The following is a 15,273-nucleotide window of genomic DNA, read 5'->3' on the forward strand; positions in this document are numbered from 1 at the left end:
GTTGATCTTGCTGTTGGACGGGAAGAGTTCCACGTCGCCTCCTGGAAAACGGTTAGATCGAGACCTTGGCGAGCTTCTTGCGCTTGCCGTAGATCAGGGTGGCAATGCCGCGCGAAACCGAGACCGCGGTGTACATCGAGGTCAGGATGCCGATGATCAGCGTGATGCCGAAACCACGGATCGGGCCCGAACCGAACACCGCCATCGCGATGCCGGCCAACAGCGCCGTCACGTTGGCGTCGGCGATGGTGCCGGAAGCCTTGTCGTAGCCGTTGGCGATGCTCGACAGCGGCGTGTTGCCGTTGCGCAGCTCCTCGCGGATTCGTTCGTTGATCAGCACGTTGGCGTCCACCGACATGCCCACGGTCAGGGCGATGCCGGCCAGGCCGGGCAAGGTGAGCGTGGCGCCGATCACCGACATCACCGCCACCACCATCAGCAGGTTCAGCAGCAGCGCCAGATTGGTGACGATGCCGAACATCTTGTAATAGACCAGGAAGAACAGCAGCACGAAGGCGAACGACCAGAACACCGCGGTCAGGCCGCGTTCGACGTTCTCGGCGCCCAGGCTCGGGCCGATGATGCGTTCCTCGATGATCACCATCGGCGCCGCCAGCGAACCGGCGCGCAGCAGGCGGGCCAGGCTGGTGGCCTCGTCCATGCTGTCCAGGCCGGTGGTCTGGAAGTTGCGGCCGAAGACGCCCTGCAGGGTGGCGGCGTTGATCACCTCCTCACTGACGCGCGAGGTGCGCACTTCCACGCCATCCACCATCTTCACTTCCGGGATGGTCTCGATGTACACCGCGGCCATCAGCTGGCCGACGTTCTCGCGGGTGTGCGCCAGCATGCGGTCGCCACCGAGGCGGTTGAGCTCGATCGACACCGCCGGGGTACCGGACTGCGGGTCGAGCAGCGAGGTGGCGTTCACCAGCTGGTCGCCGGAAACGATGATGCGGCGCGACAGCAGGATCGGGCGCGGCTTGCCGTCCGGACCGCGCTCGCGCATGAAGTACAGGCGGGCGTTGGGCGGCACCACGCCGGTGCGGGCAGCCTCCATGGCCTGGGGGCCCAGGTCGACGACGTGGCGGTATTCCAGGGTGGCGGTGGCACCGATCAGCTTGCGGGCCTCGGCCGTGTCCTGCACGCCCGGCAGTTGCACCACGATTCGGCTTTCGCCCTGGCGCTGGATGACCTGCTCGCCGACGCCCAGGCTGTTGATGCGGTTGTCGAGCGTGGTGCGGTTCTGTTCGATCGCACCGTCCATGATCTGCTTGATCACGGTCGGGGTGATGCGGGCCAGCAGGCGGGTCGGCTGCGCCGGGTCCACGATCAGCTCGAGCTCGGGCGCCTCGCGCGAAATCGCGTTGCGCACGGCGGCCATGTCGGTGGCGTTCTTGATCTCCACCTGCACGCCCTCGGGCGCACGCGCCACGCTGGTGTAGGCGAACTTGCCTTCCCGCAGCACGGTCGATATCTCGTCGGCGAAGGCGTTGCTGCGCTTCTCGATCGCCGCCTTCTGGTCCACTTCCAGCAGGAAGTGCACGCCGCCCTGCAGGTCGAGGCCCATGGACATGGGCCGGGCGCCGGTCTTGAGCAGCCAGTCCGGCACGGTCGAGGCCAGGTTCAGCGCCACGGTGTAGCCGGTGCCGAGCTCGGCGCGCAGGCTGTCGGCGGCGGCCGTCTGCAGGTCGGCGTTGGTGGTGCGCACGACCACGTTGCCTTTTTCGATCGCCACCGACTTGGCCGGCACCTTGGCGGTATCCAGCACGCCGCGCACGCGCAGCACCAGCGAGTCGTCCACCACGTTGCCGCGGTTGGCCGCCACCTGCACCGCAGGATCCTGCGGGTAGAGGTTGGGCAGCGAGTAGAACAGGGACAGCGCGATCACCAGGGCGGCGACGACGTATTTCCAGGTGGAGTACTGAAGCATGGGCGACAACCGGTGGCGGCCCGGTCAGGGCCGTGGGTGATTCGGATGGGGACGGTTCAGGCGGACTTCAACGTGCCCTTGGGCAGGACCGCGGTGACGGCGCCGCGCTGGACCTTGATGCTGACCTTGTCGGCGACTTCGACGCTGACGAAATTCTCGTCCAGGCCGTCGATGCGGCCGGCGATGCCGCCGCTGGTGATCACTTCGTCGCCTTTCTGCAGTTTGGACACCAGTTCGCGGTGTTCCTTGGCGCGCTTCATCTGGGGACGGATCATCAGGAAGTACATGCCCAGGAACACGGCGCCCATCAGCAGGAAGCTCGGCAGGGGGCTCGGGGCGGCCTGGCCGGCGGCTTGGGCGGCGGCCGGGGAAATCAGAATATCGAGCAGGGACATGGGCTTGGCGTCTCGCTAGTGAATTTAGCGCGCAAGTATGCCACAGGGCGCCACCCCCTGCCCGCCCCGGCTTGCGCTCCCTTCGGGGCGCAAGAAGGACTGTCTTGCTCGCATCCGGGTGGTTGGGGGTGCCGGGATCGTTCGTGGCGATAGGCCGCCGCACGAGGAAACTTTCCCGGACACGCCGCAAGTACGTCCATGTAGGCTCTTCAGCGACGTCCGTGTCGCTGAAGGTCCGGAAAAGTTCCCTCGCACGACGTCCTGTGGTCGATCTGGGCCGGGCCATCGAATTCGAAAAGCCTTGCGAGCCCGTCGCTTTGCTGCCCTGTGTGGTTCCAGGTTCCGAATGCCTGCCAGAAGCCGAGGCAAGCGAGCTCTTGCCCCAAAACGGAATCCCGGCCCGGACGGTCCGCAGGTCGTCGTGCGTGAGGTCGCTTTCCGGGGCTTCGAAAACATGGACGTTTTCGAAGAGCCTCCATGGATGGATTCACGGCGTCCCCGGAAAGCGACCTCACGTACGGCGGCCTATCGCCAGGAACGAGCCCGGCGCACCGAACCCACCGAACACGAGCAAGTCAGGCCTTCTTGCGCGGCAAGCGAGAACTCAGGACGGACGGGATGCACCGGTAAGGCGCGCGGCGTGGAAGGCCTCGCGGAAGGCCTGGAAACGGCCGGCCTCGATGGCGGCGCGGATTTCGCGCATCAGCTGCTGGTAATGGTGCAGGTTGTGGATCGTGGCCAGCATCGACGCCAGGATCTCGTTGCAGCGGTCCAGATGCCGCAGGTACGAACGCGAGTAGCCGCTGGCGCAGGTGTAACAGGTGCAGCCTTCCTCGATCGGGCGCAGGTCCTTCTCGTACTGCGCATTGCGGATCCGCACCTGCCCGCCGCGCACGAAATAGTGGCCGTTGCGCGCATTCCGCGTCGGCATCACGCAGTCGAACATGTCGATGCCGCGCGCCACCGCCTCGACGATGTCCTCGGGTTTGCCCACCCCCATCAGGTAACGCGGCTGGTCCTCCGGCAGCAGCGGCACCAGCGCGTCCAGCGTCGCATCGCGCTCCTCCGGCGGTTCGCCCACCGCCAGGCCGCCGACCGCGTAACCATCGAAACCGATCGCCTTCAGCCCTTCGGCCGAACGCGCGCGCAGGTCGATGTGGGTGCCGCCCTGGACGATGCCGAACAGCGCCGCGTCGTTGCCCGCGTGCGCCGCCTTGCTGCGCTCGGCCCAGCGCAGGCTCAGTTCCATGGACTTGCGGGCGACGATCTCAGTGGCCGGATAGGGAGTGCACTCGTCGAAGATCATCACGATGTCCGAATCCAGCGAATGCTGCACCTGCATGCTGACCTCGGGCGACAGGAACACCTTGGCACCGTCGGTCGGCGAGGCGAAGGTCACGCCCTCCTCCGTGATCTTGCGGCGCTTGGCCAGGGACCACACCTGGAAGCCGCCGGAGTCCGTGAGGATCGGCCCGTCCCACTTGCAGAACCCGTGCAGCCCGCCGTGCGCGTCGATCACTTCCATGCCCGGCCGCAGCCACAGGTGGAAGGTGTTGCCCAGGATGATCTCGGCACCGATCGCGCGCAGTGATTCCGGCAGCATCGCCTTCACCGTGCCGTAGGTGCCCACCGGCATGAAGGCCGGCGTTTCCACCGTGCCGCGCGGGAAGTGCAGCCGGCCGCGACGGGCGAGGCCGTCCTGGCCGAGTTTCTCGAATGTCATCCGGCTCACGGCGCGGCCTCCGGATAAAGCAGCATGGCGTCGCCGTAGCTGAAGAAGCGGTACTTCTCGCGCACCGCGTGCGCGTACGCCGCCAGGATGCGCTCGCGGCCGGCGAAGGCCGACACCAGCATCATCAGCGTGCTTTCGGGCAGGTGGAAGTTTGTCAGCAGCGCGTCCACGCTGCGGATGCGGTGGCCGGGGAAGATGAAGATGCGGGTGTCGCCGGCGAAGGGCCGCACCTCGCCGTCGCGCATCGCCGTCTCGAGCGCGCGCACCACCGTGGTGCCGACCGCGACCACACGGCCGCCGGCGGCGCGGGTGCGGGCGATCTGTTGGCACAGTTCGGCACCGACGTTCAGCCACTCGCTGTGCATCACGTGGTCCTGCAGCGACTCGGCGCGCATCGGCTGGAAGGTGCCAGCGCCGACATGCAGGGTGACGTGGCCGAAGTTCACGCCCCCGGCCTGCAGCGTCGCCAGCAGCGACTGGTCGAAATGCAGTCCGGCCGTGGGCGCCGCCACCGCGCCGGTGTGGCGCGCGAACAGGGTCTGGTAACGCTCCAGGTCCTCGGCGCCGGGTTCGCGCTGGATGTAGGGCGGCAGCGGCAGCCGGCCGGCACGCATCAGCAGCTTTTCCAGCGGTTCGTCGGTGTCGAAGCGCAGGCGGTAGAACTCGCCCTCGCGGCCGAGCACGGTCAGCGCCGTGCCTTCGTCCAGGGTGATGCGGCCACCGGCCTTGGGCGACTTGCTGGCGCCGACCTGGGCCAGCACTTCGTGCCCGCCGACCAGGCGTTCGAGCAGGATCTCGACCCGGCCGCCACTGTCCTTGCTGCCGTGCAGGCGCGCGGGAATCACCCGGGTGTCGTTGAACACCAGCAGGTCGCCGGCGCGCAGGTAACCGGGAAGCTCGCGGACGTGGCTGTCCACGTAGGGCGGCGCGTCGGCCGTAACCACGAGCATGCGGCTGGCCGAACGTTCGGCCAGGGGCGCCTGGGCGATCAGTTCGGGCGGCAGCTCGTAGTGGAAGTCGGACTTCTTCAAGGCGGGGCAAGGCGGCAGCGGGCCGGTATTATCCCAGAAACGGCGTCACAACCAGCCTTTCGCCCTTGCCGTGCGATAGGCCTCGATGCGGTTGGCGGCACCCAGCTTGCCGATCGCCTCCGACAGGTAGTTGCGCACGGTGCCCTGCGACAGGTGCAGGCGTTCGGCGATCTCGGCGCTCTTCACGCCCTCGCCCGCCAGCCGCAGCACCTGGCGCTCGCGTTCGGTCAGCGGGTCGTCCTCGCCCCAGGCGGCGACGGCCAGCTGCGGGTCGATGGCGCGGCCGCCGGCCTGCACCTGGCGCAGCGCCTGCGCCAGCTGGGCCGAGGGCGCGTCCTTGAGCAGGTAGCCGCGCACGCCGGCATCCAGCGCACGCCGCAGGTAACCGGCGCGCGCAAAGGTGGTGAGGATGACCACGCGCGTGGCCAGGCCGGATTCCTGCACCTTCAGCGCCAGGTCCAGCCCGGTGAGGCCGGGCATCTCGATGTCGGTGACCAGCAGGTCGGGCCGGTGTTCGCGCACCGCGTGCCAGGCTGCCTCGCCGTCGCCGGCTTCGGCCAGCAAGTCGAAATCGGGCTCCAGGCGCAGCAGCGCGGCCAGTGCGCCGCGCACCATGGCCTGGTCCTCGGCCAGCACCAGCCGGATCATGGCGACGGGCCCTCGAGCGCGGCCGGCGGCAGTTTCAGCAGCAGGCGCGTGCCGCCGCCGGGCGGACTTTCGATCTCCAGCGTGCCGCCGAGGGTTGCCAGCCGTTCGCGCATGCCCAGCAGGCCGTTGCCGGTCGTACCCGCCCCGCCGCGGCCGTCGTCGCTGATGGCCAGGCACAGGCCGCCGTCGCGCGCCGACAGCTCGACCTCGACCCGGCCGGCGCCGGCGTGCCGCAGCACATTGGTCACTGCCTCGCGCAGGCCCAGCGCCAGCACCGACTCCGCCGCAGGCGTCGGCGCCACGGGCGCCAGCCGCTGGTCGAGCCGGACATCTGCCGACAACAGGGCAAGCCGGGCCGCTGCAAGTTCCGCCTGCAGGCCGGTGGCGCGGATGCCGACCACGGCTTCGCGCACCTGGGCCAGGGCCTGGCGTGCGACGGTTTCGACTTCGCCGATCTGCGCTTTGGCGGCGGTGGGATCACGGTCCACCAGCCGACCCGCAAGCTCGCTCTTGATCGCCACCAGCGACAAGGTGTGGCCCAACAGGTCGTGCAGGTCGCGGCCGATGCGTTCGCGTTCGGCCATCGCGGCCAGGCGGCCGACTTCATCCTGGGTCAGCCGCAGTTCGGCATCGCGGCGCGCCTTGGCGCGGGCGAACAGCGTTCCGGTCAGCACCATGCCGGCGATCAGCACCGCCATGCCGCTCCACCCCAGGGCCAGGCGCAGGGTCGGCATGACATGGAAGAACTCGGCGACCATGATCGCCAGCAGCAGCGAAGCCACCATCACCGCCCGCTGCGGCGGGAACGCCCAGGCGCACATGGCGCAGGCATAGATCAGGAAGGTCTGGCCGCCGGCATTGATCGGGATCAGCAGGTAACCGATGGCCGCCACCGCGAACACCAGCGGCGCCCGGTCGGCCGGCCCGGTGCGGTAATAGCGGAAATGCAGCGGCAGGAACACCGCGATCGCGACCAGGCTGGCCAGCAGCGGCCAGCCGGCGGCGCGGGGATAGAACACCAGCGGCACGAACACGAAAAACAGGTAGACCAGCGTCACCCACGGGTTGTCGTGGATGTCGTTCCTGTCCACCTGCGCCGGTCCGGTGATCGTGGCCATGAGTCTCCCCGGGCGGAACCTTAGCGGATTTCGACCTGGTCGAGGTCGAAGGCGAACTCACCCTCCGGCGCGCCGGCCGTTATGGCGATGGCGCGCAGGCGGGACGGGTCGGCGCCCTTGAAATCCGCCAGCGCGATGCGGTGCTCGGTCCACCCGGCGGTGGCGGTCACGCCACGTCGCGCCGGCGGTCCGCCCTGCGCGCCGGAAAACAGCAGCACCGACATCTCGCGGCCGTCACCACGCAGATGGAACACCAGCTCGCGCGCGGCGCCGGCATCCATCGCCTGCATCATCTGCTCGCCCGGATTGAAGAAGGCGCCGGCCCAGACCTGCGGCCCGCCAGCGCGCACCACGCCGCTGACGTGCAGCGCACCGGCACTGCCGGCGGCACCACCCGCGCGGCGTTCGATGACCGCTTCGGACTGGCCGCCCGCCATCTGGTCGCTGGTCGCCATCCAGCCGCTGCCGACGCGGCTGTCGATGCGTTCGCCGTCGAAATGGCTGAGCAGGCCGGGATCGAGCACCGGCGATTCGCCGGCGACCAGGCGCCGGTCCACACGCCGGCCGTTTTTCCAGATCATGGCGATGGCGCCGGTGGCGGTGATGTCGGCTCCAGGATTGCCTTCGACCAGCACCAGGTCGGCGCGTTGGCCCGGGGCGATGCGGCCGCGGTCGTCCAGGCCGAAGGCACGCGCCGGGCCGGACGTGGCGGCGGCCAGCGCGCCGGCATTGCCCAGGCCGGCCGCGGCCAGCCGGGCGATCTCTTCGTGCAGGGACGCGCCGTGCGCAGTGTTCGGATTCGGCGCATCGGTGCCGGCGAGGATGGCCACGCCCGCCGCATGCAGGCGGCGCACGCTTTCCACCGCATTCGCCAGCATGGCGGGATCGCCGGCGCCGTCGTGCATGCGTGCGGACAGCGAATCGCGTTGCTCCTGCGAAAGCCAGGCGCGAAACCGGGGATCGTCGGCGAGCGGGCTGCGTTCGCCGGAAAAGCCGGCGATCACGGTGAGCGTCGGTACGACGAAGGCCCCACGTTCGCGCGCCAGGGCGACGAAGGCCTCGTCGGCAGGCGCGTCCTGGAACACGTGCACCAGGCCGTCGGCGCCGTCGCGCAGGGATTCGCGCGCGGCTTCCTGCGCGGAGGCGTGCACAACCGCACGCAGGCCGTTGGCGTGCGCGGCTTCGATCACCGCCGCCGCGGTCGCGGCATCGAGTGTCGGCAGGCGCCGGTCGTCGGTGTACACGTGCAGGTCTTCGCGCACGATCTTGATGAAGTCCGAACCCTCGTCGCGGCGCGAGGCCACCCACGCGGCAGCCTCGCCCGGTGCCGCCAGCGTCGGGACCGTCATGCCGAACTGGGTGCCGTGGCCGCCGGCCGCGGTGGCCAGCGTGCCGGCCGACCAGAGATCGGCCTGGCCGGACTGGCGGATGTCCTCGCGCTCGGCATTCGCCGCCGCCAGCTGCCGGTGGTCGCTGAACATGTCGATCTGGGTGGTGACGCCGAAGCGCAGCGCATCGCGGCGTGCCTCGCCCCAGGTGTGCACGTGCGCGTCGATCAGACCGGGCAGCAGGGTGCGGCCCTTGCCTTCCACGACCTCCCAACCGGCGAGCACTCCGGCATCGGCGCCGATGGTTTCGACCAGGCCATCCTTCACCCGCACGGTGGCGCGTTCGATGAAACGCTCGCCGTCGAACACGCGTACATCGCGGATCACGAATCGCGTCGGATCCGGCCGCGCCGGCGCGGTCGTGGCGGACTCCGGCGCCACCGTCCACAGCAGGCCGCCGAGCGCCAGCACGCTGGCCGCGGCACCGACTTTCAGGAAATTCATGGCCATCACTCCTTGCGCAGCCGGATCGCAGCCAGGGACAGGAACAGCACGGTGGTCACCAGAAGCACGCCCGCGTGCAGCCCGTAGCGCACGTCCTGCACCTGGCCGACCACGCCCAGCGCCATCTGGCCCAGATGCCAGGACGGCCAGACCACGGCCAGTTTCTGCATCAGCGGCGGGAACACGAACAGCGGCATCCACAGGCCGCTGAGCAACGCCATCGGCAGATAGACCAGATTGACGATCGCCACCGCAGCCTGGCCCTTCACCAGCGTGCCGATCCACAGGCCGATGGCGCAGAACGGCAACGTGCCCAGCAGCAGCACCGCCACCAGGCGCAGCCAGTCCAGCGGCGCTATCACCACGCCGCCAAAACCGATCGCCGCGATCGACAGCAGGACCACCACCGCCAGCCCGAAGGCCAGGCTCATGGCGATCTTGGCCAGGAAATAGGCCGAGGTCGGCATCGGCGACACGCGCTTGAGTTCCAGCCAGCCCTGCTGCCGTTCCAGTGCCAGGCCAACGCCAAAACCGAACAGCGCCGGGCCGATCACGCCGAAGGCCGAATAGGTCGCGAACAGGTAGGACGCCTTGTGCAGGCTTCCCCACGAACCCGGCACCAGCAAGGCGAACACCACGTAGAACGCCAGCGGGAAGCAGAGGGTCGGCAGCGCGAAGGCCGGCGTGCGCAGCACGCGCAGGAATTCGTACCAGGCTTCGAGCGCGTGGATGCGCAGTGCTGACGGCGTGCCGAGCGCATCGAGCACGGGATGGGCGGTGGCGTTCATGCGGTCACCTCGTCGGCGGCAGTGGCGGTCAGGGACAGGAAGGCTTCTTCGAGATTGAGCGGCCGCACCTCGAGTTCGGACAGCGCCGGGTCGGCGGCCAGCCAGCGGCGCAGCAGACCCTCGACATCGGGACTGGTGACCTCGAGGCGGCCGGCCTCCGCGACCACGCGGGCGACTTCCGGCCAGTCCGCGAGTTCGGCGGCGGCCAGGGCGCTGCGGGCGCGCACGCGTTTTCCGGCGGCACGGGACTTCAGGCCGGCCGGCGTGTCTTCGGCCAGCACGCGGCCGCCGGCCAGCAGCACGATGCGGTCGGCCAGCGCATCGGCCTCTTCCAGGTAATGCGTCGTCAGCACGATGGCGGTGCCCTCGCCGCGCAGGCGGCGCAGCACGGCCCAGAAGTTGCGGCGCGATTCGACGTCCAGGCCGACCGTGGGTTCGTCCACGAACAGCAGCGGCGCCCGGCCGCAGATCGCCAGCGCGAACTGCACGCGGCGCTGCTGGCCGCCGGACAGTGCGGCATAGGGGCGGTGCGCGAGGTCCTCGAGACCGGCCAGTGCCAGCGTTTCGGCGACCGGGCGCGGCCGGGCGTAGTAGCTGGAGAACAGTCGCACGTGTTCGGCCACGCGCACCGTGTCGGCCAGGCCACCGTCCTGCAGCATCACGCCGATGCCGCGGCGCACGGCCGGGTCACGCGGGTCGGCGCCGAACAGGGTGGCGGCACCGGCATCCGCGCTCAGCCGGCCGGTCAGCAGGCCCAGCGCGGTGGTCTTGCCGGCGCCGTTGGCGCCGAGCACGGCCAGCACTTCGCCGGCGCGGATGTCCAAGTTCACCTGGTCGAGGGCGGTCAGCGCGCCGTAACGCTTCACGGCGCCGCGCAACTGCGCCAGCGGACGGTCGGGGGACAAGGATCGATTCATGGGACACCTCCAGGGTGTCGCCACTCGTTTCCGCGCCCCGCGGCCGGCAGTGGTGGCCGTCAGCGATCGCGCCTGACAGCTGTCACCCGGTGGCCACCGGAATTCAAACGCGTGGGGGTTACGCGGGTCTGGGCGCGGTGGTACCATCGCCGCCAAGTATTTGATTTTCAACGCAAGACTCGGCTAGCGAGGGCCCCGCGGCGCTCCATCTCCGGGTCCGGAGACCGCCATGACCCTGATCGACACGCTCGCCCCGCTGCGCAACCACGCCGGCACCGTCCGCACCCGCGGCCTCGATGACGCCACCGTGCTGCGCCTGGCCGGCCAGTTCCCGGAACTCGCCAACGCCGTGCAGGCCGCGGTCGAGCAGTACGCCGCGATCCGCGCCGAGTTCGCCGACCTGCTGGACCTCGACGAGCAGGCCCAGATCGACGCCGTGCAGGCCGGTTTCGTCAACTTCTACTCCGACGACGCCGTGAACCCCTATGTCGCCCTCGCCGCCTGCGGTCCCTGGGTGGTCACGCTCAAGGGCGCCGTGATCCACGATTCCGGCGGCTACGGCATGCTCGGTTTCGGCCACACGCCGCAGGCCATCCTCGACACGATGGCCAAACCGCAGGTGCTGGCCAACGTCATGACGCCGTCGCTGTCGCAGCTGCGCGTCGTGCGCGCGCTGCGCGCCGAAATCGGCCACAGCCGCGGCGGCTGCCCCTACACCCGCTTCATGTGCCTGAACTCCGGCTCCGAGTCGGTGTCGCTGGCCAGCCGCATCGCCGACGTCAACGCCAAGCTGATGACCGACGCCGGCGGCCGCCATGCCAACCGGGTGATCAAGCGCCTGGTGGTGAAGGGTGCCTTCCACGGCCGCACCGAACGCCCGGCGCTGTATTCCGACTCCAGCCGCAAGACCTACATCCAGCACCTGGCCAGCTTCCGTGGCGAGGACAGCGTGCTGACGGTCGAGCCGTATTCGTCCGAGCAGCTGCGCGCGGCCTTCGCCGCCGCCGAAACCAACGGCTGGTTCATCGAGGCCGTGTTCCTGGAGCCTGTGATGGGTGAAGGCGACCCGGGCCGGCGCTGCCGCCGGAGTTCTACGCCGTCGCGCGCGAGTTGACCCAGGCGCACGGCAGCCTGCTGCTGGTGGATTCGATCCAGGCCGGCCTGCGCGCGCACGGCGTGCTGTCCATCGTGGATTACCCGGGCTTCGAAGGCCTGGAAGCGCCGGACATGGAAACCTATTCCAAGGCGCTCAACGGCGGCCAGTACCCGCTGAGCGTGCTGGCAGTGAACGAACGTGCCGCCGGCCTGTACCGCAAGGGCGTGTACGGCAACACCATGACCGCCAACCCGCGCGCGCTCGACATCGCCGCCACCGTGCTGGACCTGCTGACGCCGGCGCTGCGCAGGAACATCCGCGAGCGCGGCCAGGAGTTCCTGGACAAGCTGGCCAAGCTGCGCGACGAGCTGGGCGGCGGCCTGATCACCAAGATCCAGGGCACCGGCCTGCTGTTCTCCTGCGAGCTCGACCCGTCGTTCAAGTGCTACGGCGCCGGCTCCACCGAGGAGTACATGCGCGAACACGGCATCGGCGTGATCCACGGCGGCACCAATTCGCTGCGTTTCACCCCGCACTTCAATGTCACCAGCGAGGAAGCGGACCTGGTGATCGAGCACATCCGCCAGGCCCTGCTCAAGGGCCCGCGCAAGTCGCAGGCCGAAGCGGCCTGACCTGAACAAGCCGAACCAGGTTCATTTTCTTTCTCGCTGAGACTCCGTCTCAGCGAGAAAGAAAATGAACCTGGTTCGCGTCAAACCGGCGGCGCGTTTCCAGAGCAGTCGGGTCAGCGGCGGCAGCTTTCCCGCCAGCCCCAGCACCTGGCCGCGCAGCAGCGTCGGCCACATCGCGTCGTTGCTGAAGGCGCGGTTGATCGCCTCGAAACTGTGCGCGGCGATCGCGTTCTCACTGCGCCGTCCGCGCGCCCAGCGCGCCAGCCGGTGCGGCGTGGCGAAATCCGATCCCCGTTCACCGGCCTGGCGCCAGGCCAGGCGCAGCGCAGCGATGTCGCGCAGCCCCAGGTTCACGCCCTGCCCCGCCAGCGGATGCACGACATGGGCGGCGTCGCCGGCCAGCACCACGCGGCCCGCCACGTAGTCCCTGGCCAGTTGCCGGCGCAGCGGGAACGCGACCCGTTCCGACACCGAGGTGAGCTCGCCCAGGCGGGCATCGAAGGCGCGCGTGAGCTCGCGCAGGAATGTCGTGTCGTCGACGGCGAGCAGGCGCGTGGCTTCGTCGTCGGGCAGCGTCCACACGATCGAACAGCGGCCGTCGGCGCAGGGCAGGAAAGCCAGCGGCCCGGTCGGCAGGAAACGTTGCCAGGCGGTGTCTTCGTGCGGGAACGCGGTACCGACGTAGGCGACCAGGCCGCGTTGGCCATAGTCGTGGCGTTCGCTCGGCAGGTCCGCCAGTCCGCGCACCCGCGATGCGGCGCCGTCGGCACCCAGCAGCAGACGCGCGCGCAGGCGCTGGCCGTCCTGCAGCACCGCGGTCACCGTGTCCTCGTCCTGTTCAAGGGTGTCCAGCCGGCCGGTGAAACGCTGCAGGCCCGGTTCGCGGCCGCAGGCGGCCCACAGGCGGTCCACCAGCAGGCCGTGTTCGACGATGTGGCCCAGCGAATCGCGACCCAGCGCATCGGCGTCGAAGGCCAGTTCACCGCCACCCGCCGCGTCCCATACGCGCATGCGGCGATAGGGCTGTGCACGCGCGGCCAGCACCGAAGGCCAGACGCCGAGATCGGCCAGCAGCGCCGCGTTGTCCGGCGCGAATGCATAGACGCGAAGATCGGGCGCGTCGGCGTGCCAGGCCGGCGGTTCGTGCGCCTCGACCAGGGCCACGCGCTGGCCGTCGCGCGCGGCCGCGAGCGCCGCGGCGCTGCCGACCACGCCGGCGCCGATCACCACCAGGTCGAATCCGGCGCGGCGGTTCATGCGCCACCCCGCGACAGCACCGGCACACGCCCGCGGAACCCCATCGCGCCGGCCACCAGCGGGTCTGCGAGGCCCGGCACATGGCCAAGCGCGAGCAGTCCGAGCGAACGCAGCAAGTGCATCGGGAAACTTCCATTGGCGGTGGCGCGCGCCAGGCCGTCGCTGAAAGCCAGGGTGCGTTCGCGGTCTTCGCGGCGCGCTTCGACGTAGGCGGCGAGCACCGGTGCGGCGCCCGGATCTTCGCCCACCAGCCCTTCCGCCAGCGACAGTGCATCGCGCAGTCCAAGGTTGAACCCCTGGGCGCCGATCGGATGCAGGGTCTGCGCCGCATTGCCCATCACCACCAGGCGTGGCGCGGTGAGCCGTTCGGCCACCACCCGCACGATCGGATAGCCGCCCCGCGCGCCGACCCGCAACACGCGGCCGGCACGCCAGCCGAAACGCTGCTGGAAATACGACGCATAACCGGCGTCGTCGAGCGCCAGCACCCGCGCCGCGTCTTCGCGCGCGACGCCGCAGATGGCGCCGTAGTGGCCGCCTGCCATCGGCAGCAGCGCCACCGGCCCCTCGTCACTGAACCGTTCGTAGGCGGTGCCGTCGGGCGCACGGTCGGTGGCGACGCTGCAGACCACCAGGGTCTGGCCGTAGTCGTGTTCTTCGGCGCCGATGCCGTGGGCGGCGCGCGCCAGCGACCGGCTGCCGTCGGCGGCGACCAGCAGGCGCGTGCGCAACCGGCGCTCGCTTCCGTCCTGTTCGATCCACACCACCGGCCCGTCGGCATCCGGCTGAACACGGATCACCTGCGCGGGACGATGCCGGACCAGATCGCCGCAGGCCGACAGCCTGGCCTCGAGCGCCTGGCCCAGTTCGCGCGCCAGCACCACGGCGCCGAAAGCCTCGCGGCCATGTTCGGCAGCCTCCAGGCGCACGCTGCCGAAATCCCCGGCGCGGCTGACGTGGATGCGCCGGATCGGAGCGGGCGGCGTGGCCAGGCGCGGCAGCACGTCCAGTGCCTGCAGCGCATTCAGGCTGGCCTGGGCCAGGGCGAGCTTGCGCTCGTCGAAACCCGGCGCGCCCGCCTGCGGGGCACTGGCCTCGACCTGGCCCACGCGCCAGCCGCTGCGGTCGAGCGCGCAGGCCAGCGCGCTGCCCACCAGGCCACCGCCGAGGATCAGGATGTCGTGGTCGTAAGCGTCATCGCGCACCATGCGGCGATGATACGCGCCCGCCCCGGGCCCGCCCACGCCTGGCCCGCTGGCGCTCCACTTCCGCTAAAATGCCGGCCTGACCCAAGGAAGCCGGACCCATGACCCTGACCACCCGCTCGCGCCTGACCATCTTCCCTGGTGCTGGCCGCCGTGATGGCCGCGACCCGCCTGAACCACTTCGGCGTGGTGCCGGACGCGTCCTGGGCGGTGTTCTTCATCGCCGGTTTCTACCTGCGCGGCAGCGCCCGCTGGGCCTTCCCGGCACTGATGGTGCTGGCGGTGGCGGTGGACTACCTGGTGATCACCCAGGCCGGCCTGAGCTTCTGGAACCACTACTGCGTGTCCCCGGGCTACTGGTTCCTGCTGCCGGCGCACTTCAGCCTGTGGGCCGCGGGCAGCCTGCTGCGCCGCCATTACCACGGCCTGCAGCCCAACACCCCTGGGCCTGCTGGTGCTGATGGTGTTCGGCGGCGTGGCGCTGTGCCACTTCTTCGCCCAGGGCGGCTTCTACTGGCTCAGCAGCCAGGTCGCCGAACCGACCGTGGCCGGCTGGGCCAAGAACTACGCCGACTGGTTCCTGCCCTACCTGCGCACCACCGGCATCTACGTCGCCATCGCCACCGTCGCGCATGTCGCCATCACCCTGATGGCGCGCCACGCCCCGTCCGCGGGCCGCACGGCGCACTGAC

11 protein-coding genes and 2 pseudogenes are annotated in these 15,273 nt (G+C 69.9%); 2 read left to right on the plus strand and 11 right to left on the minus strand.

The annotated features are described in order from the left end of the window. Nucleotides 1–52: 52 nt before the first annotated feature. The 9 genes from secD to FRZ33_RS14215 form a co-directional block, all read right to left on the minus strand. The gene (gene secD / locus FRZ33_RS14175; RefSeq protein WP_146910422.1) at nt 53–1,930 is read right to left on the minus strand and encodes a protein translocase subunit SecD; all 1,878 of its coding nucleotides are present in this window, start codon (nt 1,928–1,930) and stop codon (nt 53–55) included. 56 nt (nt 1,931–1,986) lie between these two features. After that, nucleotides 1,987–2,325, minus strand: a complete 339-nt coding sequence (yajC, locus tag FRZ33_RS14180) for a preprotein translocase subunit YajC (protein ID WP_146910423.1) — start codon at nt 2,323–2,325, stop codon at nt 1,987–1,989. Between the two features lie 604 nt (nt 2,326–2,929). Beyond that, on the minus strand, nt 2,930–4,048 hold the full coding sequence (gene tgt / locus FRZ33_RS14185; RefSeq protein ID WP_425480639.1) for a tRNA guanosine(34) transglycosylase Tgt: 1,119 nt from the start codon (nt 4,046–4,048) through the stop codon (nt 2,930–2,932). A gap of 5 nt (nt 4,049–4,053) precedes the next feature. After that, nucleotides 4,054–5,088, minus strand: a complete 1,035-nt coding sequence (queA, locus tag FRZ33_RS14190) for a tRNA preQ1(34) S-adenosylmethionine ribosyltransferase-isomerase QueA (protein ID WP_146910425.1) — start codon at nt 5,086–5,088, stop codon at nt 4,054–4,056. A gap of 45 nt (nt 5,089–5,133) precedes the next feature. Further along, entirely contained in the window at nt 5,134–5,736 is a 603-nt protein-coding gene (locus FRZ33_RS14195; protein WP_146910426.1) for a response regulator transcription factor, read from the minus strand. Then, the gene (locus tag FRZ33_RS14200; RefSeq protein WP_146910427.1) at nt 5,733–6,854 is read right to left on the minus strand and encodes a sensor histidine kinase; all 1,122 of its coding nucleotides are present in this window, start codon (nt 6,852–6,854) and stop codon (nt 5,733–5,735) included. The genes FRZ33_RS14195 and FRZ33_RS14200 overlap by 4 nt, the downstream gene beginning before the upstream one ends. A gap of 20 nt (nt 6,855–6,874) precedes the next feature. Further along, on the minus strand, nt 6,875–8,686 hold the full coding sequence (locus FRZ33_RS14205) for an amidohydrolase family protein (RefSeq protein ID WP_146910428.1): 1,812 nt from the start codon (nt 8,684–8,686) through the stop codon (nt 6,875–6,877). Nucleotides 8,687–8,691: 5 nt separating this feature from the next. Further along, complete coding sequence (locus FRZ33_RS14210; protein ID WP_146910429.1) at nt 8,692–9,474, minus strand: ABC transporter permease; 783 nt, start codon at nt 9,472–9,474, stop codon at nt 8,692–8,694. Then, nucleotides 9,471–10,391: an ABC transporter ATP-binding protein gene (locus FRZ33_RS14215; protein ID WP_146910430.1), complete on the minus strand. Its 921-nt coding sequence runs from the start codon at nt 10,389–10,391 to the stop codon at nt 9,471–9,473. The genes FRZ33_RS14210 and FRZ33_RS14215 overlap by 4 nt, the downstream gene beginning before the upstream one ends. Nucleotides 10,392–10,620: 229 nt before the next feature. Between FRZ33_RS14215 and FRZ33_RS14220 the strand changes: the two are divergent. After that, nucleotides 10,621–12,119: pseudogene (locus FRZ33_RS14220) on the plus strand (aminotransferase class III-fold pyridoxal phosphate-dependent enzyme). A 21-nt stretch (nt 12,120–12,140) separates the two neighbouring features. On the opposite strand, the gene FRZ33_RS14225 reads toward FRZ33_RS14220, so the two are convergent. Together FRZ33_RS14225 and ubiH are read right to left on the minus strand one after the other, a co-directional pair. Further along, the gene (locus FRZ33_RS14225) at nt 12,141–13,376 is read right to left on the minus strand and encodes an FAD-dependent oxidoreductase (protein WP_146910431.1); all 1,236 of its coding nucleotides are present in this window, start codon (nt 13,374–13,376) and stop codon (nt 12,141–12,143) included. Further along, nucleotides 13,373–14,584 (minus strand): 2-octaprenyl-6-methoxyphenyl hydroxylase, encoded by a 1,212-nt coding sequence (ubiH, locus tag FRZ33_RS14230; protein WP_146910432.1) that lies wholly within the window; start codon nt 14,582–14,584, stop codon nt 13,373–13,375. The genes FRZ33_RS14225 and ubiH overlap by 4 nt, the downstream gene beginning before the upstream one ends. 153 nt (nt 14,585–14,737) lie before the next feature. On the opposite strand from ubiH, the pseudogene FRZ33_RS14235 reads away from it, so the two are divergent. Further along, a pseudogene (locus FRZ33_RS14235) lies at nt 14,738–15,272 on the plus strand (hypothetical protein). The last annotated feature ends 1 nt before the right edge of the window (nt 15,273 follow it).

The sequence above is a fragment of the Arenimonas daejeonensis genome (assembly GCF_007993735.1).
In the GTDB taxonomy this organism is placed as follows: Bacteria; Pseudomonadota; Gammaproteobacteria; order Xanthomonadales; family Xanthomonadaceae; genus Arenimonas; species Arenimonas daejeonensis.